This is a genomic window from Nocardia sp. A7, assembly GCF_046549215.1.
Lineage (GTDB): Bacteria > Actinomycetota > Actinomycetes > Mycobacteriales > Mycobacteriaceae > Nocardia.
The window spans coordinates 439,809-460,085 of record NZ_JAJPWE010000001.1 but is presented as its reverse complement, the minus strand read 5'-3'; the positions used below and the strand labels follow the sequence as shown (position 1 = coordinate 460,085).

The 20,277-nt window shown below is 66.5% G+C and carries 19 protein-coding genes and 2 tRNA genes; 14 read left to right on the top strand and 7 right to left on the bottom strand.

Annotated features, from left to right (window positions below):
- Nucleotides 1-21 precede the first annotated feature (21 nt).
- On the top strand, nt 22-225 hold the full coding sequence (locus ACLJPD_RS02060) for a cold-shock protein (RefSeq protein WP_410869969.1): 204 nt from the start codon (nt 22-24) through the stop codon (nt 223-225).
- On the opposite strand, the gene ACLJPD_RS02055 is transcribed toward ACLJPD_RS02060, so the two are convergent.
- The gene (locus ACLJPD_RS02055; RefSeq protein WP_410869968.1) at nt 222-1,004 is read right to left on the bottom strand and encodes an MHYT domain-containing protein; all 783 of its coding nucleotides are present in this window, start codon (nt 1,002-1,004) and stop codon (nt 222-224) included. The two genes, ACLJPD_RS02060 and ACLJPD_RS02055, sit on opposite strands and share 4 nt — an antisense overlap.
- Before the next feature lie 417 nt (nt 1,005-1,421).
- On the opposite strand from ACLJPD_RS02055, the gene ACLJPD_RS02050 reads away from it, so the two are divergent.
- A complete protein-coding gene (locus tag ACLJPD_RS02050) occupies nt 1,422-1,625 on the top strand; it encodes a cold-shock protein (protein ID WP_056812000.1) in 204 nt (67 codons plus the stop codon).
- A gap of 72 nt (nt 1,626-1,697) precedes the next feature.
- Here ACLJPD_RS02050 and ACLJPD_RS02045 read toward each other — a convergent pair whose 3' ends face one another.
- Nucleotides 1,698-2,501, bottom strand: coding sequence for a DNA polymerase beta superfamily protein (locus tag ACLJPD_RS02045; RefSeq protein ID WP_410869966.1), 804 nt, complete (start codon nt 2,499-2,501; stop codon nt 1,698-1,700).
- 132 nt (nt 2,502-2,633) lie between these two features.
- Here ACLJPD_RS02045 and serA point away from each other — a divergent pair, with 132 nt between their 5' ends.
- From serA to ACLJPD_RS02030, 3 genes are all read left to right on the top strand, one after another.
- Nucleotides 2,634-4,232, top strand: coding sequence for a phosphoglycerate dehydrogenase (gene serA / locus ACLJPD_RS02040; protein WP_410869965.1), 1,599 nt, complete (start codon nt 2,634-2,636; stop codon nt 4,230-4,232).
- Nucleotides 4,233-4,349: 117 nt separating this feature from the next.
- Nucleotides 4,350-5,357, top strand: coding sequence for a 3-isopropylmalate dehydrogenase (locus ACLJPD_RS02035; protein ID WP_410869964.1), 1,008 nt, complete (start codon nt 4,350-4,352; stop codon nt 5,355-5,357).
- Between the two features lie 224 nt (nt 5,358-5,581).
- The gene (locus ACLJPD_RS02030; RefSeq protein ID WP_410869963.1) at nt 5,582-6,190 is read left to right on the top strand and encodes a Uma2 family endonuclease; all 609 of its coding nucleotides are present in this window, start codon (nt 5,582-5,584) and stop codon (nt 6,188-6,190) included.
- A gap of 91 nt (nt 6,191-6,281) precedes the next feature.
- Here ACLJPD_RS02030 and ACLJPD_RS02025 read toward each other — a convergent pair whose 3' ends face one another.
- On the bottom strand, nt 6,282-7,493 hold the full coding sequence (locus ACLJPD_RS02025; protein ID WP_410871893.1) for an MFS transporter: 1,212 nt from the start codon (nt 7,491-7,493) through the stop codon (nt 6,282-6,284).
- Nucleotides 7,494-7,796: 303 nt separating this feature from the next.
- On the opposite strand from ACLJPD_RS02025, the gene ACLJPD_RS02020 reads away from it, so the two are divergent.
- The 4 genes from ACLJPD_RS02020 (at nt 7,797) to ACLJPD_RS02005 (ending at nt 10,428) form a co-directional block, all read left to right on the top strand.
- The gene (locus tag ACLJPD_RS02020) at nt 7,797-8,570 is read left to right on the top strand and encodes a fumarylacetoacetate hydrolase family protein (protein WP_410869962.1); all 774 of its coding nucleotides are present in this window, start codon (nt 7,797-7,799) and stop codon (nt 8,568-8,570) included.
- Nucleotides 8,571-8,590: 20 nt separating this feature from the next.
- Nucleotides 8,591-10,066 carry a glutamate--tRNA ligase gene (gene gltX / locus ACLJPD_RS02015; protein WP_410869961.1) on the top strand — a complete coding sequence of 492 codons (1,476 nt, stop codon included), beginning with the start codon at nt 8,591-8,593 and terminating at the stop codon, nt 10,064-10,066.
- A gap of 190 nt (nt 10,067-10,256) precedes the next feature.
- Nucleotides 10,257-10,328: transfer RNA gene (locus ACLJPD_RS02010), tRNA-Gln, on the top strand.
- A gap of 27 nt (nt 10,329-10,355) precedes the next feature.
- Nucleotides 10,356-10,428, top strand: a tRNA-Glu gene (locus ACLJPD_RS02005).
- A gap of 51 nt (nt 10,429-10,479) precedes the next feature.
- Here ACLJPD_RS02005 and ACLJPD_RS02000 read toward each other — a convergent pair.
- Nucleotides 10,480-11,181, bottom strand: coding sequence for an IclR family transcriptional regulator (locus ACLJPD_RS02000; protein WP_379234662.1), 702 nt, complete (start codon nt 11,179-11,181; stop codon nt 10,480-10,482).
- A gap of 63 nt (nt 11,182-11,244) precedes the next feature.
- Here ACLJPD_RS02000 and leuC point away from each other — a divergent pair, with 63 nt between their 5' ends.
- From leuC to ACLJPD_RS01985, 3 genes are all read left to right on the top strand, one after another.
- Nucleotides 11,245-12,669: a 3-isopropylmalate dehydratase large subunit gene (leuC, locus tag ACLJPD_RS01995; protein WP_410869960.1), complete on the top strand. Its 1,425-nt coding sequence runs from the start codon at nt 11,245-11,247 to the stop codon at nt 12,667-12,669.
- A 37-nt stretch (nt 12,670-12,706) separates the two neighbouring features.
- Nucleotides 12,707-13,315 (top strand): 3-isopropylmalate dehydratase small subunit, encoded by a 609-nt coding sequence (leuD, locus tag ACLJPD_RS01990; RefSeq protein WP_410869959.1) that lies wholly within the window; start codon nt 12,707-12,709, stop codon nt 13,313-13,315.
- Nucleotides 13,316-13,471: 156 nt separating this feature from the next.
- Nucleotides 13,472-14,116, top strand: coding sequence for an HU family DNA-binding protein (locus ACLJPD_RS01985; protein ID WP_410869958.1), 645 nt, complete (start codon nt 13,472-13,474; stop codon nt 14,114-14,116).
- A gap of 123 nt (nt 14,117-14,239) precedes the next feature.
- On the opposite strand, the gene ACLJPD_RS01980 is transcribed toward ACLJPD_RS01985, so the two are convergent.
- The 3 genes from ACLJPD_RS01980 to cofC all read right to left on the bottom strand — a co-directional run bounded on the left by ACLJPD_RS01980 (nt 14,240) and on the right by cofC (nt 18,092).
- Entirely contained in the window at nt 14,240-15,160 is a 921-nt protein-coding gene (locus tag ACLJPD_RS01980; protein WP_410869956.1) for an NUDIX hydrolase, read from the bottom strand.
- A 17-nt stretch (nt 15,161-15,177) separates the two neighbouring features.
- Nucleotides 15,178-17,334, bottom strand: coding sequence for an RNA degradosome polyphosphate kinase (locus tag ACLJPD_RS01975; protein ID WP_410869954.1), 2,157 nt, complete (start codon nt 17,332-17,334; stop codon nt 15,178-15,180).
- Between the two features lie 83 nt (nt 17,335-17,417).
- Nucleotides 17,418-18,092 (bottom strand): 2-phospho-L-lactate guanylyltransferase, encoded by a 675-nt coding sequence (gene cofC / locus ACLJPD_RS01970; RefSeq protein WP_410869953.1) that lies wholly within the window; start codon nt 18,090-18,092, stop codon nt 17,418-17,420.
- Between the two features lie 31 nt (nt 18,093-18,123).
- Between cofC and ACLJPD_RS01965 the strand changes: the two genes are divergently transcribed.
- Together ACLJPD_RS01965 and ACLJPD_RS01960 are read left to right on the top strand one after the other, a co-directional pair.
- Complete coding sequence (locus tag ACLJPD_RS01965; RefSeq protein ID WP_410869952.1) at nt 18,124-19,119, top strand: NAD(P)H-dependent glycerol-3-phosphate dehydrogenase; 996 nt, start codon at nt 18,124-18,126, stop codon at nt 19,117-19,119.
- 44 nt (nt 19,120-19,163) lie between these two features.
- Nucleotides 19,164-20,255, top strand: a complete 1,092-nt coding sequence (locus ACLJPD_RS01960) for a D-alanine--D-alanine ligase family protein (RefSeq protein ID WP_410869951.1) — start codon at nt 19,164-19,166, stop codon at nt 20,253-20,255.
- Nucleotides 20,256-20,277: the final 22 nt, after the last annotated feature.

Genomic DNA, 20,277 nt, shown 5'->3' with positions numbered 1-20,277 from the left:
AGGAGTTGGAAAGGTCGGTTGATGCCAAGCGGGGTCGTGACCTGGTTCGACAGCGGTAAGGGGTTCGGATTCATCACCCCCGACGCCGGCGGGCCCGACGTGTTCGTCGAGTACACCGCGCTGGTCGGCCAGGGGTTCCGGACGCTGCGCGACGGTCAGCGCGTGGAATACAGCGTCACCGAGACTCGGCGCGGGCCGGAAGCTCACGACGTGCAGGCCGGTTAGTTCTGGCCGCTCGGCCAGAAGCGGCTCGCGTTCTGATTGTGGACCGGGCGGGTGAGGCTGGGGTCCTCGGCTTCGGTGATGCCGACCTGCATCAGCAGAATCATGGTCACCATGCTGATGCCGATGATCAGTGGCGTGAGCAACTGGGCGGCGGTGGCGCCGGTGGCGTGGGCGACGTGCGCGCTGGTGTGGGCGCTCATCGAGAACATGCCGGTGTAGTGCATGCCGGTGACGGCCACGCCCATCAGCAGGGCGGCGCCGATGGTGGCGAGGAAGCCGTGGACGTGCAGGGCGAACCACAGTGCCGCGATCGAGGCGACCACCGCGATGGCCAGTGACGCGGCGACCACGACGGGTTCGTAAATGATCTCGGCGTCGGTTTTCATGGCGTACATGCCCGCGTAGTGCATGGCCCCGACGCCGAGCCCGGTGATCGTGCCGCCGACCGGTAAGGCGGCGCTGTCCCAGCCGCGACGCACCACGATGGACAATCCGAACCACACCACACCCATGGCGACAGCGGCGCTGAACAAGGTGATGGGCACGTTGTAGCGGATGGTCACCCCGCGGACCGAAAAACCGAGCATCGCGATGAAATGCATGACCCAGATACCGGTGCCACCGAGTGCGATCGCGGCCGCGGTGAGCCAGCCGCCGTGCATGCCCGAGGCGCGCGAGCGAACCATGCAACGTAGTGCCAGCATCGACCCGATGACCGACATGGCATAGGCCAGCAGGGGCGTCACCCAGCCGTATGTGAAATGGTTGATATCCAGCACCGTCTACTCCTCGCGTGATTCCTCGGTGAGGCGTGCGATCCCTCACGAACTCGGAAAATACGCTGGTAGAGAATTTGCCGTACTGGGTTTCTCGAAAATGTCTAGGGTCGCTGACGGTGACCCGTCACAATTGCGTAGGGTTCTCGATGGTGAAGCCTGCCAGTCGGTTCGGTGCATGTTCCCCACTGATCCGGCATCCGCGGAGCAACTACCTCGGCATACACCGAGCATCCACCCGAAAGCGGGCTGCGTCACGTCCGTGTCGGCGTCGGCCGGCATGATCCGGGGGTTGCCTTCCTCACAGTTCGCACACTTTGCACCGCGCAGAGTGGCCGAATTCGCCGGATCGTGGCATGGTGGACATCGAGACCAGGGCCGGACTATTAGGACCTAGCTCATCTACAGAAGGTTTTTGAAATGGCACAGGGTGTTGTTAAGTGGTTCAACGGCGAAAAGGGCTTCGGCTTCATCGCTCAAGACGGAGGCGGCCCGGACGTCTTCGTGCATTACTCCGCGATCGGCGGCTCCGGCTTCAAGTCCCTCGAAGAGGGCCAGCGCGTGGAGTTCGAGGTCGGTCAGGGTCAGAAGGGCCCCCAGGCTCAGGACGTTCGCGCCATCTGATTCTGCGCTGAACGGCGTACGAATGTGAAGCTCCGCACCTGCTGGTGCGGAGTTTCTGCTATCCGGGGGTAGTCATCTCAGGGCTTCGGCCCGGAAGAACTCGTCGGTGATCGCTTTGGCCGAGGTCAGGTCACGCGGGCCGCGCGAGTCGAACTCTGTTGTCGCCCGGTCGAATTCGTCGGCGATGAACGCCGCGATCAGCGCGGGCGGGGCCGCCGAGCCCATCTCTCTGGTTCGCGACTTGAGTTCGGTCAGTTCGGCGACGGCCGCGACGAGGTCGGCGGGTAGATCGCACTCGACGAGCAGGGTCGGCAGGTGCATCGGCGCCACCGCGGCGCCGGGATGCTCACGCAGCCAGCGCAACGCCATCGCCGGACGCAGCGAATAGAACACCTTCTTCAATCCGCCGTTCTGCGCGTACAGCGCCCACTGCCGCATGCCGAGGTGCAGATAGTGCCGCGCGATGCGATCGCGATCGGCCACTTCCGTCGCCACCTCGCGCAATCTGGTGCGAAACGCCTCGTCGCCGCGGTAGACGATCGGCGACATCAACCATTCGACGAGCACCGCGTTGCCCGCCACCAGCAGGCGCAGCGCCTTCGCCAGATCCCAGCCGTTCACGTCGAGCAGGCCGATCAGCGGCGTTTCGATCACATCGCGGGTGCGCCACGGGGACAGATAGGTCTCCAGGCCGGCCACGTAGACGAAACGGCAGTCGTAGTCGGAGTCCGGCGAAGGGAAACCCCAAGCACGGCTACCACTTTCGATGGCCAGCCGGATGGACACGGTGTGCTCGGCCGCCACCCGATCGAGCTCGGCGTCGACGGCGGCCACCACGGCCGGGTCCATCGAATCGGGGACGGTGCGCAATGACATGCGGTGATGGTAAAGCGCACGGCGCCCAGGGTTCACCCGGTTTTCGGGCAGGGGGGTAAGGGCAGCCGAAGTCCGGGCGACTATTCTGGGCCGCGGTAATGCCGACCCATTCTTCCCCAGGAGTACCCCACAGTGAGCCAAGCAGGCCGTCCTGTAGTTCTGATCGCCGACAAGCTCGCCCAGTCGACCGTCGACGCACTCGGTGACGGTGTCGAGGTTCGCTGGGTCGACGGACCCGACCGCCCGGCGCTGCTCGCCGCGGTCCCCGAGGCCGACGCGATTCTCGTGCGCTCCGCCACCACCGTCGACGCCGAGGTGCTCGACGCGGGCAAGAAGCTGCAGATCGTGGCCCGTGCCGGTGTCGGCCTCGACAATGTCGATGTGCCCGCCGCCACCGAGCGTGGCGTGATGGTCGTGAACGCGCCGACCTCCAACATCCACACCGCCGCCGAGCACGCCGTCACGCTGCTGCTCTCGGCCGCGCGGCAGATCCCGGCCGCCGACGCGACCCTGCGTGAGAAGACCTGGCAGCGCAGCAAGTTCAACGGCGTCGAGATCCTCGGCAAGACCGTCGGCGTGATCGGCCTCGGCCGCATCGGCCAGCTGTTCGCGCAGCGGATGGCCGCCTTCGAGACCAAGATCGTCGCCTACGACCCCTATACCTCGCCCGCTCGCGCCGCCCAGCTCGGCATCGAGCTGCTGAGCCTGGACGAGGTGCTCGAGCGCGCCGACTTCATCTCCATCCACCTGCCGAAGACGCCAGAGACCAAGGGCATGCTCAACGCCGAGACGCTGGCGAAGACCAAGCCGGGCGTCATCATCGTCAACGCCGCCCGTGGCGGCCTGATCGACGAGCAGGCGCTCGCCGACGCCATCAAGTCCGGCCACGTGCGTGCCGCGGGCCTCGACGTGTTCGAGACCGAGCCGTGCACCGACTCGCCGCTGTTCGACCTGCCGCAGGTCGTGGTGACCCCGCACCTCGGTGCTTCCACCTCGGAGGCACAGGACCGCGCGGGCACCGATGTCGCCAAGTCGGTGCTGCTGGCGTTGGCCGGTGAGTTCGTGCCCGGCGCGGTGAACGTCACCGGTGGTTCCGTGACCGACGAGGTCGCCCCCTGGCTCGACGTCGTCCGCAAGCAGGGCGCGCTGCTTGGTGCCATCGCCAGCGAGCTGCCCGTCAGCGTCGAGGTGCAGGTTCGTGGCGAGCTGTCCGCGCAGGACGTGGCCGTGCTGGAGCTGTCGGCGCTGCGCGGTGTGTTCTCGGCGCTGGTCGAGGACCAGGTCACCTTCGTCAACGCGCCCGCGCTGGCCAAGGATCGTGGCATCACCGCCACCGTCACCACCGCCACCGAGAGCCCCACCCACCGCAGCGTCGTCGACCTGCGCGCGGTGTTCGGCGACGGTTCGACCCTGAACGTGGCGGGCACCCTGACCGAGCCGAACCTGGTCGAGAAGATCGTCAACATCAACGGCCGCAACTACGACATGCGCGCCGAGGGCCTGAACCTGGCCGTGCTGAACTACAGCGACAAGCCGGGTGCGCTTGGCAAGATCGGCACCCTGCTCGGCGAAGCCGAGATCGACATCCTGGCCGCGCAGCTGAGCCAGGACGTGGATGCCGAAGGTGCCACCGTGGTGCTGCGCGTCAACGCCGAGGTTCCGGCCGAGGTGCAGACCGCGATCGGCGAAGCCGTCGGCGCATCCAAGGTCGTACTCGTCGACCTGGTCTGAGTTGTTCGTCCCGGCACAGCCGGGACATCGGCAGCTGCGCGCCGTCACCTCACGGTGGCGGCGCGCACCTGTATCCCGGCGCGGCACGGTCCGCCCCGACTTCGAACGGAGCAGTTCATGAAACTCGCAGTTATCGCCGGTGACGGCATCGGTCCCGAGGTCATCGCCGAGGCGCTCAAGGTGCTCGACGTGGTGGTGCCCGGTGTGGAGAAGACCGAGTACGACCTGGGCGCCGCGCGCTACCACCGGACGGGGGAGATCCTGCCGGAGTCGGTGCTGCCCGAGCTCAAGCAGCACGAGGCGATCCTGCTCGGCGCGATCGGGGATCCGTCGGTGCCGAGCGGTGTGCTCGAGCGCGGGCTGCTGCTGAAGACGCGTTTCGCGCTGGACCACCACGTGAACCTGCGTCCGTCGAAGCTGCACGCCGGCGTCACCAGCCCCCTGTCCGGCAACCCGGATATCGACTTCGTGGTCGTGCGTGAGGGCACCGAAGGCCCCTACACCGGCACCGGTGGCGCGATCCGTGTCGGCACGCCGCACGAGGTGGCGACCGAGGTCTCCAACAACACCCGCTTCGGCATCGAGCGGGTGGTGCGCTACGCCTTCGCCACCGCGCAGGCCCGCCGCAAGCACCTCACCCTGGTGCACAAGAACAATGTGCTCACCTTCGCCGGCTCGCTGTGGCAGCGCACCGTCGACGAGGTCGCTACCGAATTCCCCGATGTGACAACGGCTTACCAGCACATCGACGCCGCCACCATCCACATGGTGACCGACCCGGGCCGCTTCGACGTGATCGTCACCGACAACCTGTTCGGCGACATCATCACCGACCTCGCCGCCGCCGTCAGCGGTGGCATCGGCCTGGCCGCCTCGGGCAATATCGACGCCTCGGGTGTGAACCCGTCGATGTTCGAGCCGGTCCACGGCAGTGCCCCCGATATCGCGGGTCAGTCCAAGGCCGACCCGACCGCCGCGATCCTGTCGGTGTCGTTGCTGCTCAACCACCTCGGCAACACCGAGGGCGCGACCCGCATCGAATCCGCCGTCGCCAAGGACCTGGCCTCGCGCACCGGTACCGCCTCCACCGTGGAGGTCGGCGACCGCATCGCGGCCATCGTCTAGGACAAATTCGACGGGAGGGCCTGCACCGGTGTGGATGGTGCGGGCCTTCCCGGTTCGGGCCGACTGTTTCGGTGGAACATGTGTGCGTTGGATCGTTGAATGCGTACGCGGCTCAGACGGTGGTGTGTATCGCAGACCGTGGTGACTAGACTGATCACATCGTGGCGTGTCCAGGTGGGCGGACAGGCAGATGGAGGGTGGAAGGCCCCAGATCGGGAGGCGAGATGACGGTGGACCGCGCTGTCGGTGACAGCGGCTTCGGCCCCTACACTGTGCTCGATCTGCACGACCTGTCGGAGGACGGCAAAGGGTTCGAACTCGAGGACGGGTGGTTGGTCGAGGTGGCTGCGGGGGCTCGGCACAACTGGATCGCGCACCGACTGGCTGAAATGGTACGAGGCGCACTGCCCAACGACTCACTGATGGTTCTCGACGGCGGTGAGTGGGAGATCAGCACCCCTTCGGGTGTGCGAAAGCCTGACGTACTCGTCGTTCCTCGGGATGTCGCACGATCGGTGATCGTGGACGAGGTGCCGAAAATTTTTCCGGGACTCGACGTCTTGCTCGTTGTCGAGGTGGTCTCGCCGGGCAGCGGAAGTGAACGGACCGATCGGGTGCGCAAGGTCGGCGAGTATGCGGCGTTGGGGATTCCCGAATATTGGATCGTGGAGCATCGGCCCGGCGTTCGAGTCATCCGACTGCTACTCGATGCGGGCACGGGCACCTATCGTGCCGATCCGGCGGTCGGATCCGGCTCGGTGTTCGACACAGTGTTGCAGGGGGACAGCGATGTTCGATTATCATTCGATCCCGAGCAGCTGATCGAATTCTGACCGCTTCACAGACAAAGGCTCGCTCCGGCTGAATGTCGGAGCGAGCCTTTGCCGTTGGTGGATCGCAGAGGTATTCGACTGTGCTGGAACGCTATTCGCGGTTCGACGATGAACTGACCAGCGGTGTGGCTACTTTCGGGACTCTGGGGACAAGGGGCACGGCAGCCACGGCGGCTATCGCGGCCAAGGCGTAGACGGCGGGGAAGCCGGTGACGGCGATGACGGCGCCGAAAAGTGGTGGGACGGCAGCTATCGCGAGGTTCTGGCCGGTGTTCTGGATGCCGAGGCCGCGGCCGCTCCAGAAGGGACCCGCGATCTCCGCCACGGCGGTGAAGGCCAAACCGTTGTCGGACACCGAGATCACCGACGCGGCGACCATCAGCGGGATGGCCGCCCACCACCAGTCGGTCCACGCGGTGACGGCCAGTGCCGCCATGGTGACGGCGGCGGCGACGGCTACCTGGCGCAGCGGGCCGAGGCGGGAGCCGACGCGGTCCGACCAGGCGCCTGCGCCGATTCTGCCTGCGGCACCGAGGAATTGGGTGACGGTCATGAGCGCGCCTGCCGCGGCCAGTGACCAGCCGAGGTCGCGGTGCAGCCACAGCAGACCGAAGGTCCACAGGGTGCCCTGGGGGATGACGAGCAGGATCGAGACACCGTGGATGCGCCACAGGGTGGAGTCGCCACGGTAGGGGTTCGCTCGGTCGGCGGCCTTGGCGGGCGGGCGCGGCGGGTCGATGATGCCGACCAGGCAGCCGATCGCGGCAACGCCGGCCATGAGCGCCGGGACGAGCAGGGCGGCGGGAATGCCGTGGTGCTGGGCGACCCACGGAATGGTCATCGCGCCGATGCCGACACCGAGCGGTTGCGCGGCCTGCCGGATGCCCATGGCCACGCCGCGCCGATCCGGCGGGAACCAGCCGACGATCAACCGGCCGCTGGCGCCGTTGGAGCTGGCAGCACCGATACCGCCGACGAACAGCAGCGCGCCGAACGCGATCGGGTTGTCCACCACCGCTGCGGCGACACCGGCCACGAACATCAGCAGGGTGCCCGCCACCAGCACGATGCGCTCGCCGATCCGGTCGACGATGTACCCCCAGGCGATCAGGGTGCAGACCAGACCTACGGTCGGTAATGCCACCAGCGCGCCGGCGGACGCGAGCGAATCGCCACGAGCGGTGAGTGCGGGCAGCAGGAACGGAGTGCCGTGGATGAAGATCGAACTCGAGGTCTGCGCGAAAACGCCGAGGGCGAGCATCAACCAGCGCCTGCCGTCACGGATCTGCGTCACTTCGGCCATCGGCCGCGCGTCTGTCACGATTCTCACCTCGCCGGATTGCACGATTGCATCTCACTATCTGAGATCGGTGTCTCATTTTCTGAACATCGATGATCACGCTACACCGATGACCCGCCGATGTTGCCCACCGGTGAGGTGTCTGACGGGTCACATCGGCGCACGCGCGAATCCCGCACGCGGGCAGTGGCTTCGAATTACCTCGGTGTGATCTCGGCCACGCTGGGCTGAATCGGCTATCGAGCGACCGTTGTCGCATCACGGGCGCGTTCGGGCAGGTAGTCACGTCTCGATAGACTCCGGAGCATGCGCTTAGGTCGAGTTGCCAGTCCCGATGGAGTCGCTTTCGTCAGCATCGAAGGTGACGGCAGCGATGCCGTCGCCAAAGAGATCGCCGAGCATCCGTTCGGCACGCCGACGTTCACCGGACGGAGCTGGCCGCTGGCCGATATCCGCCTGCTGGCGCCGATCCTGGCGAGCAAAGTGATCTGCATCGGCAAGAACTACGCCGCCCACGCGGCCGAAATGGGTGGTGAGGCACCGGTGGACCCGGTGATCTTCATCAAGCCGAACACCTCGATCGTCGGCCCGAACGCGTCGATCATCCTGCCGCCCAGCTCTTCTCAGGTCGATTACGAGGGTGAGCTGGCCGTGGTGATCGGGCGGCCGTGCAAGGACGTGTCCGCGGCCAAGGCCGCCGAGGTGATCCTTGGCTACACCGTCGCCAACGACGTGACCGCCCGTGATCAGCAGCGTCATGACGGTCAGTGGACGCGGGCCAAGGGCTATGACACGTTCTGCCCGCTTGGCCCGTGGATCGAAACCGCGCTCGACCCAAGCGATCTGGAGATCACCACCGAGGTCGACGGCGAGGTCCGCCAGCGCAGCCGCACTTCGCTGTTCCTGCACGACATTCCGAAGATCATCGAATGGATCAGCTCGGTGATGACCCTGCTGCCCGGCGACGTGATCCTCACCGGCACACCGGAAGGCGTCGGTCCGCTGCAGGCCGGGCAGAACGTGTCGGTCACCGTCGAGGGTATCGGCACCCTCACCAATCCTGTTGCCACCAAGCGCTGATACAGCGAAAGAAGAGAGTCATGACTGAAGTACGGGTCCGTTTCTGCCCGTCACCGACCGGCACGCCGCACGTCGGCCTGGTGCGCACGGCGCTGTTCAACTGGGCGTTCGCGCGCCACCACGGCGGCAAATTCGTGTTCCGCATCGAAGACACCGACGCCGCACGCGATTCCGAGGATTCCTACCGGGCGCTGCTCGACGCGCTGCGCTGGCTGGGACTGATCTGGGACGAGGGCCCCGAGGTCGGTGGGCCGTATGAGCCCTACCGCCAGTCGCTGCGCCGCGATCAGCATCTGGACGTGGTGCGCAGGCTGCTCGAGGCAGGCGAGGCCTATGAGGCGTTCTCGACGCCGGAGGAAGTCGAGGCCCGTCATCGTGCCGTCGGCCGTGATCCGAAACTCGGTTACGACAATTTCGATCGCGACCTCGGTGCCGAGCAGATCGCGGCGTACAAAGCCGAGGGCCGACCGGCTGTGGTCCGTTTGCGGATGCCCGACGAAGATCTCGGCTGGAACGATCTCGTCCGCGGGGAAACCACCTTCAAAGCCGGCACCATCCCCGATTTCGCACTCACCCGTGGCAATGGCGACCCGCTCTACACATTGGTGAATCCGGTCGACGACGCGATGATGCGGATCACCCATGTGTTGCGCGGTGAGGATCTGCTCTCCTCGACTCCGCGTCAGCTCGCGCTGTATGCCGCGCTGCAGCGTATCGGGGTTGCCGAGTTCACGCCCGAGTTCGGTCATCTGCCGTTCGTCATGGGCCAGGGCAACAAGAAATTGTCCAAGCGCGACCCGGAATCGAATCTGTTTCTGCATCGCGACCGCGGATTCATCCCCGAAGGTTTGCTGAATTACCTCGCCCTGCTCGGCTGGAGTATCGGCGAGGACCGCGATGTGTTCTCCATGCCGGAAATGGTCGCGGCATTCGATATCTCGACGGTGAATTCGAATCCGGCCCGCTTCGATCAGAAGAAGGCCGACGCCATCAATGCCGAGCAGATCCGCCTTCTCGAGCCGGGCGATTTCGGCCATCGGCTGCGTGAGTTCCTCACCGCGAAAGGCCATATCGGGGCCGAAATCGACGAGAAGACCTTCCTGGTCGCCGCCGAACTCGTGCAGACCCGCATCGTGGTGCTCGGTGACGCGTGGGATCTGCTGAAGTTCCTGTTCGTCGCCCCCGCGGAGTTCGCGATCGACCAGGCCGCGGGCACCAAGAACCTCGGCGCCGAAGCCGACCCGGTGCTCGACGCCGCGATCGCCGCTGTGGAGCCGCTGAGCGAGTGGACCACCCCGGCACTGGAGGAGGCGCTGAAAAAGGCGCTGATCGACGATCTGGGGCTCAAGCCGCGTAAGGCGTTCGCGCCGGTGCGGGTGGCGGTGACGGGCTCGCACATCAGCCCGCCGCTGTACGAGTCGATGGAGTTGCTCGGGCGCGAGGCCTCACTCGATCGCCTGCGTGCGGCCCGTGGTTGGGCTCCTGCCGCGCAGTAGCTGGGGGAGCGGGTGCGGCCGTGGCGTCGTACCCGCTCCACGAGTGTGAAAAGGGTCGAAAAGCGGCTTCTGACCAGGCGATTTGTAGTTTACCCCCTAGTGTTTGGTAATCTTCTCATCGCTGCGGAACACGGCCTCGCAACACCGACAACCACTCGGTGGAGATTGCAAGGTCGGGCGTTTCGGTCTTTGGGGTATGGTGTAATTGGCAACACAGCTGTTTCTGGTACAGCCATTCTAGGTTCGAGTCCTGGTACCCCAGCAAGGTTTCACACTGTGAGATCGTCCTGGCCCCGTCGTCTAGCGGCCTAGGACGCCGCCCTCTCAAGGCGGTAGCGCGGGTTCGAATCCCGTCGGGGCTACAAAGCAGAGTAAGGCCCCCGGTCGAATCCGACCGGGGGCCTTCGCTGTTTCTACAGCCGTTTGTGCAGTGCCTCGGCGGCCGCGACCAGATCGGCGGCCCAGCGCGCGCCCGGCCTGCGACCCATGCGATCGATCGGGCCCGACACCGACACGGCGGCCACGATCACCCCGCCCGCATCGCGCACCGGCGCGGACACACTCGCCACGCCCTGCGCGCGCTCGGCGGCACTCTGCGCCCAGCCACGCTTGCGCACCTCGGCCAGCGCGCGATCGCCGAACACCGCGTCGGCGAGAACCGTGCGTTGCAACTCGGGATCGGCCCATGCCAGCAACACCTTCGCCGCCGAACCCGCGGTGAGTGGTAGTCGCGAACCGATCGGCACCGTGTCACGCAGACCCACCGGGGGCTCCAGCGCGGCGATGCAGACGCGGGCGTGCCCGTCGCGGCAGTAGAGCTGGACGCTTTCGCCGGTGATCTCACGCAGCCGGGGCAGAATGGCAGCCGCGGCCTCCACCAGTGGATCGGCCGCCCCCGCCGACAGCTCGGTGAGCGCGGGCCCCGGACGCCACAATCCGTTGCCGTCACGGGCCAGCAGCCGGTGCGTCTCCAGCCCGACCGCCAGCCGATGCGCGGTGGCGCGTGGCAGGCCGGTACGGGTGCACAGGTCGTTGAGGCCGCACGGCTCGTCGGCGACGGCGTAGAGCACCGCCACGGCTTTGTCGAGAACACCGATACCGCTATGCTGTCTCATAGAACGATACTAACGTCTCAAATGCTGAGATACCAAGTATGCCCGTCGAAAGGTGATCAAGCAATGGCCGAGCGCGCTCGCACACTGGCCGAGAAGGTGTGGGAATCCCACGTCGTCGCCAAAGGCGAAGGCGACGGTTCCTCCCGCGAACCCGACCTGATCTACATCGATCTACACCTCGTGCACGAGGTGACCAGCCCGCAGGCCTTCGACGGGCTACGCGCGGCGGGCCGTCCGGTGCGCAGAACCGATCTCACCATCGCCACCGAGGACCACAACGTCCCCACCGCCGATATCGACAAGCCGATCGCCGACCCGATCTCGCGCACCCAGGTGGACACGCTGCGCCGCAACTGCGCCGAATTCGGCGTGCGCCTGCACTCGATGGGCGATGTGGAGCAGGGCATCGTGCACGTCGTCGGTCCGCAGCTGGGTCTCACCCAGCCCGGTATGACCGTGGTGTGCGGCGACAGCCACACCTCCACCCACGGCGCGTTCGGCGCGCTGGCGATGGGCATCGGCACCAGTGAGGTCGAGCACGTGCTCGCCACCCAGACGCTGTCGCTGCGGCCGTTCAAGACGATGGCCATCACCGTGGACGGTGAATTGGCGCCCGGCGTCACGAGCAAGGACCTGATCCTGGCCGTGATCGCCCAGATCGGCACCGGCGGCGGCCAGGGCTATGTGCTGGAGTATCGCGGCGAGGCGATTCGCAAGCTGTCGATGGAAGCGCGGATGACCATCTGCAACATGTCCATCGAAGCGGGCGCGCGCGCAGGCATGATCGGCCCCGACGAGACCACCTACGAATTCCTGAAGGGCCGCCCGCACGCACCGCAGGGAGCCGACTGGGATGCCGCAGTGGCCTCCTGGGACGCGCTGGTCACCGAGGAAGGCGCGGTGTTCGACGCCGAGGTCCACATCGACGCGAACACGCTGACTCCGTTCGTCACGTGGGGCACCAATCCCGGACAGGGCCTGCCGCTCGGCGCGAATGTGCCCGACCCGGCCCAGATCACCGACGAGAACGAGCGCGAATCCGCCGAGAAGGCGCTGCGCTACATGGACCTGACGCCGGGAATGCCGCTGCGCGAGGTGAGCGTCGACACCGTATTCGTCGGCTCCTGCACCAACGGCCGGATCGAGGATCTGCGGGCCGTCGCCGATGTGCTGAAGGGCCGCCAGGTCGCCGACGGCGTGCGAATGCTGGTGGTACCCGGCTCGATGCGGGTGCGCGCGCAGGCGGAAAAAGAAGGACTCGGCGAGATCTTCACCGCCGCGGGCGCGGAATGGCGTCAGGCGGGCTGCTCGATGTGCCTGGGGATGAATCCCGATCAGCTCGAACCGGGCCAGCGTTGCGCGTCCACCTCGAACCGCAATTTCGAGGGTCGACAGGGCAAGGGCGGTCGCACGCACCTGGTCTCGCCGCTGGTCGCCGCCGCCACGGCGGTCCGGGGAACGCTGTCCTCGCCGGCCGATCTGGCCTGAGTCACACCGAGCATCCACAGATCGAAAGGGAATCGTTATGGAAGCCTTCACCGTTCACAAAGGCATCGGTGTGCCGCTGCGCCGGTCCAATGTCGACACCGATCAGATCATCCCCGCCGTTTACCTGAAGCGCGTGACCCGAACGGGTTTCGAGGACGGCTTGTTCGCCGCTTGGCGTGCCGATCCGGCGTTCATTCTCAACACCGAGCCGTACAACCGGGGCAGCGTGCTGGTGGCCGGCCCGGATTTCGGCACCGGTTCTTCGCGTGAGCACGCCGTGTGGGCGCTGTCGGACTACGGCTTTCGAGTGGTCATCTCGTCGCGTTTCGCCGACATCTTCCGGGGAAATGCGGGCAAGGGCGGGCTGTTGGCCGCGCAGATGTCACAGAACGATGTCGAAATGCTCTGGAAGCTGATCGAGGAACAGCCCGGCATCGAATTGGTTGTCGACCTGTCCGCGCGCACCGTCACAGCGGGAACCGTCGTGTTGCCGTTCGATATTGACGACTACACCCGCTGGCGTCTGCTGGAGGGTTTGGACGACATCGGCCTCACGCTGCGACAGGCCGACGTCATCGGCGAGTTCGAAAAGGGAAGGCCGTCATGGAAACCCGTGACGCTGCCGGAGCCTATTTCGCGAGCGTAATCAGCTGGGGCGCTTAGGCGCGCATCCCGGGCGGCGGTAGCTGGACGTGTGCTAAACCACATGAATTTTGGCGTGGCACATAGACTCTTGCTCAAACTGGGTTTACCGTGGTACCTAGTCGGTCCGACGACGGGCCATTAGTCTGCGGAGGATTCAATGAACAAGGCGGAACTGATCGACGTTCTGACCGAAAAGTTGGGTACGGACAGGCGGACGGCTACCGCGGCTGTCGAGAATGTTGTCGACACCATCGTCCGTGCCGTGCACAAGGGTCAAAGCGTCACCATCACCGGATTCGGTGTGTTCGAACAGCGCAAGCGTGCTCCCCGGGTTGCCCGTAACCCGCGCACCGGTGAAACCGTGAAGGTGAAGGCCACTTCGGTGCCTGCCTTCCGACCGGGCGCGCAGTTCAAGGCTGTCATCGCGGGTAAGCAGAAGCTGGCCTCGTCCGGGCCCGCCGTCAAGCGTGGCGTGAATGCCCCGGTGGCGGCGAAGAAGGCAGCAGCCAAGAAGACCGCGGCGAAGAAGACCGCGGCCAAGAAGGCGACGCCGTCGAAGGGTCCGGCCAAGACCACCGCCCGCAAGGCCGCCACCAAGGCTCCTGCCGCCAAGAAGACCACGGCGGCGAAGACGGCGGCCAAGAAGACCACGGCGGCAAAGAAAGTGACGGCGGCCAAGAAGGCGCCCGCCAAGAAGGTCACGGCCGCCAAGACCACGGCGGCCAAGAAGACCACTGCTGCGAAGAAGGCTCCTGCAAAGAAGACTGCTGCCAAGAAGACTGCCGCCCGTCGTGCTCGTTGATCCTGCCGCAGCGGGATCAGGTCGGGGAATGTGCACGTAAAAGCCGCATCACCCACCACTGGACCGAGAACGGCCCCGGGAATCCCGGGGCCGTTTCGGCTGTTTCGAGCCGGTGCGCGTGACTCAGGCGGTGAGGATTGCCGTCGACAGCGAACGGTCCATATGGTCCGCGGCGACTAATCGGTCCTCGACGAACGACAATGCCCAGACGCTGCCCTTGCGATTGCGGGCGGCGGGCAGCGTGAGGCCACCTCGCGCCGCGAGCCACTGCGTGAGATCGGGAATCACCCCGCCTTGACTACACACCACCGGCACCCCCCGATCGGTAACCAACGACAGAAATCGTTGCCGCGCGGAGCTTTTCGCTGAATCGTAACCTTGCTCGGAAAACATTGGCTCGCAATTGATTTCGGCGTTGAGCTGTTCCGCCAACGGGGTCACGGTTTGGACGCAGCGCAGTGGATCGGCGGAATAGATCTCGGATGCGCCGAACGCCAACAGATTCGGTGTCAATCCCTTCGCCTGCAGTTCCCCGGCGGGCTCGAGCGGTCGCGAGTCGTCGGGTCCGTCGAACCGATGGCGCTTGCCCGCCTTGGCGTGGCGCACCAGCAGCACGGTGTTGGTGCGCGCGGGCAGCCGGGCGAAGATCCGCACGATCTGGCGGTCCATCGGATACGACAACTGGTCCATCACCTGCGCCAGCGGGAACCAGCGCAACTGGTCGACCTCGTCGTTGACGGCGAAGTCGCCCTCGGCGGCCTCGGCGGCCCAGTAGTCGACCCGTTTGAGCTTTCGGTGGCCCGGGACCGGATAGGTGACGTGGCCGAGATAGCGCCCCAGCGTGGCGGCCAGGCCGGTTTCCTCGCTCACCTCGCGCACGGCCGCGACCACCGGAGTCTCGCCGGGATCGAGCTTGCCCTTCGGCAGCGACCAGTCACCGTACTTCGGCCGGTGGATAACGGCGATCTCCACGCCCTCGCCACCGCAACGCCACAGGAGCGCGCCCGCCGCATGGATATTGGGCCGCACCCGCGGATCGCGCATCGACGCGTCCTTTCCGCTCACGGCTGATCGGGACGACGTCGGCGCATGAGGAATGCCTGGTGATCACGCACCTGGCCGGCCTCGACATCGGTCGGACTCGCCTGCCAGGTCCCGTCCGGGAGCAGGATCCAGCAGCGGGTCGCCGGATCGAGCGCGGAGTCGAACACCTGGGCGAGCTGTGCGACGAGCTTGGGATCTTTCACCTGCACCATCACCTCGACGCGACGGTCGAGATTGCGGTGCATCATGTCGGCGCTGCCGATCCAGGTCTGTTCCTGCGCACCGAATTCGATGAGGCGAGAGTGCTCGAGGAATCGGCCGAGGATCGAGCGCACTTCGATGTTCTCGCTCAGGCCGGGCACGCCCGCGCGCAGGCCGCAGATGCCGCGCACCACGATCTGCACCGGCACACCGGCCTGGGAGGCGCGGTAGAGGGCGTCGATGATCTGCTCGTCGACGATCGCATTGGCCTTCATCCGGATCCGCGCCGCCGCACCCTGTCCGGCCAGCTCGATCTCGCGATCGATACGCTCGATGATGCCCGCGCGCACACCCAGTGGCGCGACCATCAGGTTGCGGTAGTCCTCCTTGCGGGAGTAGCCGGTCAGCGAATTGAACAGGTCGGTGAGATCGGCGCCGATTTCGGGTGCGGCGGTGAACAACCCGACGTCCTCGTACAGGCGCGCGGTCTTCGGGTTGTAGTTGCCGGTGCCGATGTGGCAGTAGCGGCGGATCGTCGAGCCCTCGCGGCGCACCACCAGGCAGGTCTTGCAGTGGGTCTTCAAGCCGACCAGGCCGTAGACCACGTGCACGCCCGCCTGTTCCAGCTCGCGCGCCCATTTGATGTTGGCCTGCTCGTCGAAGCGGGCCTTGATCTCGACCAGCGCGACGACCTGCTTGCCCGCTTCGGCGGCATCGATCAGCGAATTGATGATGGGGGAGTCGCCGGAGGTGCGGTAGAGGGTCTGCTTGATCGCGAGCACCTGCGGGTCGGCCGCGGCCTGTTCGATGAAACGCTGCACGCTGGTGGAGAAGGAGTCGTAGGGGTGGTGCACCAGCACGTCGCCCTCGCGCAGCGCGGTGAAGACATTGCGCGGGGTCTCGCGTTCACCGAACGCCGCGGGGGTGGCCGGAACGTAGGGCGCGTCCTTGAGTTCGGGGCGGTCGACGCCGTAGACCTGCCACAGGCAGGACAGGTCGAGCAGGCCGGGCACCTGGATCACATCGGCGGGGTCGACCTCCAGCTCACGTAATAGAAGCTCCAGCATGTGCTCGGTCATGTCGTCGGAGACCTCGAGGCGCACCGGCTTGCCGAAACGGCGACGGGCCAGTTCGCGCTCCATCGCCTGCAGCAGGTCCTCGTCGCGGTCTTCGTCGACCTCGAAATCGGCGTTGCGGGTGATCCGGAACGAATGCGTCTCCACCACGGTCAGACCGGGGAACAGCAGGTCGAGGTGGGCGGCGATGAGGTCTTCCATCGGCAGGAACGCCGCGATCGCCGACGGCGCGCCGGTGCGGCGAACGCGCACGAAGCGGTCGACGTTGTCGGGCACCTTCACGCGGGCGAAGTGCTCGCCGCCGGTGCCGGTGTCGCGCACCGTCACGGCCAGATTCAGGCTCAGGCCGGAGATGTAGGGGAACGGGTGCGCCGGGTCGACGGCGAGCGGGGTGAGCACCGGGAACACCTGGTCGGTGAAGTAGCCCGAAAGGCGTTCGCCTTCATCCTCGTCGAGGTCGCCCCAGCCGATGATGTCGATGCCCTCGGCGGCCAGTGCCGGGTTCACGTCGTCGATGAACACGCGTGCGTGGCGGTCGGCGAGTTCCTGGGCGCGGGCGGTGATCATCTCCAGTTGCTCCGACGGTGAGCGACCGTCGGCGGAGCGCACCGAGAGACCGGTTTCGGCACGGCGTTTCAAACCGGCGACGCGCACCATGTAGAACTCGTCGAGATTGGACGCGAAGATCGCGAGGAACTTGGCCCGCTCCAGCAACGGCAGCGACGCGTCCTCGGCCAGCGCCAGGACGCGGGCATTGAAGTCGAGCCAGCTCAGTTCGCGGTTGAGGTAGCGATCTCTGGGCAATCGTTGGGTGCTCGCGTCCCCGCCCGAGGTGATGGCGGCCGCGGGTGGCGGGGAAATCAGGGGCAGCGGCTTGATGGTTTCCGAATCGCTCACGGATCAATCATCCCTCGAGGAAGCGGCCCCGCGCATCACGACATCGCACGAAACATCGCAGCCGGTCCGATTGTGGCGATCTGCTAGCACACGGTGCGAACGGGATCACTTCTGTGCGATGAGAATCCGAAGTCGCGCAAAGTCGACTCGGTGAATTCACCGACTCCCAGCACGCGGACAACGTCGAGATCCTCGGGGGTGTCGACGTCGCACCGCAGGCCGGGCCAGTGCCCGGACAGCGCTACGGCGCCCGCGTCGCGGTGCGCGCGCGCGGAATCGGCACCGAAGCGGGGCAAAAGGCTCGCCGCGCCATCACGGACAAGCAATGCGGCCGTGCCGGTGCCCGTGTGATCGATCACCACCGAGCGGGCGCCGACGGCGGCGACGGTAAGGACGTCGGCCAGTTCGGACGCGCGCAGGGCAGGGAGATCGGCCTGCAGGGCGAGCAGATGGGCGGGCCCGTGGCGATCCCGCACGTCCGCGGCACCGGCGGCGAGCGCGGTATTGAGCGGATCGGCACCGGCCGCGGGTTCATCGATCACGTGCGCGCCGAGCTCGCGGGCGCGGGCGGCGATGAGCGGATCGGGGGTGACCACGGTCAGCGACGACAGGGCGGGCACGGCGGTGGCGGCCACGACCGTATCGGTGAACATGGCCAGCACGAGCTGGGCGCGCTGCTCGACGCTCAGCAGGCTCGCCAGCCTGCTCTTGGCCCGGTCGATGTGTTTGACCGCCATCACGGCGTGCACGGTGTGCATGGCTTCGATCCTTGCATGGCATATTGGGCTGATGACGAGGGCGGCGGTTATGGGTGCGGGGTCGTGGGGAACTGCGTTCGCGAAGGTGTTGGCCGAGGCGGGGACCGACGTCACGATCTGGGCCAGACGGGCCGAGGTGGCGCAGGCGATCGATACCGAGCATCGCAATCCGTTCTACCTGCCCGGGGTGCAGCTGCCGCCGGTGCGTGGCACCGACGATCATCGGGTCGCGCTGGACGGGGCGGATCTGGTGGTGCTCGCGGTGCCGTCGCAGTCGTTGCGGGCGAATCTGGATCTGTGGAAGGGCGATATCGACGTCGACGCCACCTTGCTGAGTCTGGCCAAGGGGATCGAGACCGGGACGCTGCTGCGGATGAGTCAGGTGATCGCGGAGGTCACCGGGGCCGAGCCGAGCCGGATCGCGGTGCTGTCGGGTCCGAACCTGGCGCACGAGATCGTCGAACGTCAGCCCGCGGCGACGGTGATCGCGTGCACCGACACCGAGCGCGCCGGGGTCGCGCAACGGGCATGTGCCACCGGATACTTCCGGCCCTACACCAACACCGATGTGATCGGTTGTGAGATCGGTGGCGCGTGTAAGAACGTCATCGCGCTCGCTTGCGGCATCGCCTCGGGGATGGGTCTGGGCGACAACTCGGTCGCGAGTCTGATCACGCGCGGGCTCGCCGAGGTGATGCGGCTCGGTGTGGCGCTCGGGGCGCAACCGGTGACGCTGGCCGGGCTCGCCGGCGTCGGCGATCTGGTGGCTACCTGCACCTCGCCGCTGTCGCGCAACCGGTCCTTCGGGTATGTGCTCGGTGCCGGTGGCTCGATGGCCGCGGCGCAGGAAGCGACCAATGGGCAGGTCGCCGAAGGTGTGAAGTCGTGCACATCGGTGCGGGCACTGGCCGCCGAGCACGGGGTGGAGATGCCGCTCACCGACGCGGTGCACAACGTGTGCCACGGGGGGCTATCGGTGAGCGAGGCGGTCGGCAGCCTGCTCGGCAGGCGGATCAAGCCCGAATAAGGGCGATAGCGCCATGACGGCGTGAACCTACTACGGTGACGTTCATGACGGAACGGATCAGGGTAGCTGTGGTGTTCGGCGGGCGCAGCAGCGAGCACGCCGTCTCGTGTGTGTCGGCGAGCAGTGTGCTGCGCAACCTCGATCCGGCGCGCTACGAGGTGATGCCGATCGGCATCACCTCCGCCGGCGCCTGGGTGTTGGCCGACGGGATCGGCGAACTGGCGTTGAGCCACGGTGTACAACCGCAGGTCGACGCGTCGGGGACCGCCCTCACCCTCGCCGCCGACCCCAGCCGTTCCGGTGCGCTGATCGCGCTCGACTCGAGCGCGGTGCTCGGCAACGTCGACGTGGTGTTTCCGATCCTGCACGGGCCCTTCGGTGAGGACGGCACGTTACAGGGCATGCTCGAACTGGCCGGGATTCCGTACGTCGGCGCGGGCGTTCTCGCCAGTGCGGCGGGCATGGACAAGGAGTTCACCAAAAAATTGCTGGCGGCCGAATCGTTGCCCGTCGGGGTGCAGGTTGTGCTGCGGCCGGGTGTCGAGACGTTGTCCGCCGCGGACCGGGATCGGATCGGGCTGCCCGCCTTCGTGAAGCCCGCGCGCGGTGGTTCCTCGATCGGCATCACCAAGATCACCGACTGGGCCGATCTTGCCGCGGCGATCGCCGCCGCCCGTGCGCACGACCCGAAGGTGATCGTCGAAGCGGGCATCGTCGGACGCGAAGTCGAGTGTGGCGTACTGGAATTCGCCGATGGCGAAGTGCGTGGCAGTGTCGTCTCCGAGATCCGGATGCCCGATGCCGACGCGGCCGCGCCCGAGTTCTACGACTTCGCCACCAAATACCTCGACGACGTGTGCGAATTCGATGTGCCCGCCAAGCTCGACGACGATGTCGCCGACGAGATCCGCGAGCTGTCGGTGCGTGCGTTCCGCGCGCTGGACTGCCAGGGGCTGGCGCGGGTCGACTTCTTCGTCACCGAGAACGGTCCGGTGATCAACGAGATCAACACGATGCCCGGGTTCACCCCGATCTCGCAGTACCCGCGGATGTGGGAAGCCACCGGGATCGACTACCCGACGCTGGTGTCGACGCTGATCGAGACAGCCCTCGCGCGCGGGACCGGGCTGCGCTAGTTCCGTTCGGCCGCAGGGCTTT

Coding starts and splice junctions, on each gene's coding strand:
- ACLJPD_RS01980 (WP_410869956.1), bottom strand. CDS start 15,160: ATGCGCGATCCGCGGGTGCGGCCCAATATCCATGCGGCGGGCGCGCTC.
- ACLJPD_RS01965 (WP_410869952.1), top strand. CDS start 18,124: ATGACGAGGGCGGCGGTTATGGGTGCGGGGTCGTGGGGAACTGCGTTC.
- ACLJPD_RS02030 (WP_410869963.1), top strand. CDS start 5,582: ATGACGGTGGACCGCGCTGTCGGTGACAGCGGCTTCGGCCCCTACACT.
- ACLJPD_RS02050 (WP_056812000.1), top strand. CDS start 1,422: ATGGCACAGGGTGTTGTTAAGTGGTTCAACGGCGAAAAGGGCTTCGGC.
- ACLJPD_RS02060 (WP_410869969.1), top strand. CDS start 22: ATGCCAAGCGGGGTCGTGACCTGGTTCGACAGCGGTAAGGGGTTCGGA.
- ACLJPD_RS02020 (WP_410869962.1), top strand. CDS start 7,797: ATGCGCTTAGGTCGAGTTGCCAGTCCCGATGGAGTCGCTTTCGTCAGC.
- gltX (WP_410869961.1), top strand. CDS start 8,591: ATGACTGAAGTACGGGTCCGTTTCTGCCCGTCACCGACCGGCACGCCG.
- leuC (WP_410869960.1), top strand. CDS start 11,245: ATGGCCGAGCGCGCTCGCACACTGGCCGAGAAGGTGTGGGAATCCCAC.
- cofC (WP_410869953.1), bottom strand. CDS start 18,092: ATGCACACCGTGCACGCCGTGATGGCGGTCAAACACATCGACCGGGCC.
- ACLJPD_RS01960 (WP_410869951.1), top strand. CDS start 19,164: ATGACGGAACGGATCAGGGTAGCTGTGGTGTTCGGCGGGCGCAGCAGC.
- ACLJPD_RS02035 (WP_410869964.1), top strand. CDS start 4,350: ATGAAACTCGCAGTTATCGCCGGTGACGGCATCGGTCCCGAGGTCATC.
- ACLJPD_RS02045 (WP_410869966.1), bottom strand. CDS start 2,501: ATGTCATTGCGCACCGTCCCCGATTCGATGGACCCGGCCGTGGTGGCC.
- ACLJPD_RS02000 (WP_379234662.1), bottom strand. CDS start 11,181: ATGAGACAGCATAGCGGTATCGGTGTTCTCGACAAAGCCGTGGCGGTG.
- leuD (WP_410869959.1), top strand. CDS start 12,707: ATGGAAGCCTTCACCGTTCACAAAGGCATCGGTGTGCCGCTGCGCCGG.
- ACLJPD_RS01985 (WP_410869958.1), top strand. CDS start 13,472: ATGAACAAGGCGGAACTGATCGACGTTCTGACCGAAAAGTTGGGTACG.
- ACLJPD_RS02025 (WP_410871893.1), bottom strand. CDS start 7,493: ATGGCCGAAGTGACGCAGATCCGTGACGGCAGGCGCTGGTTGATGCTC.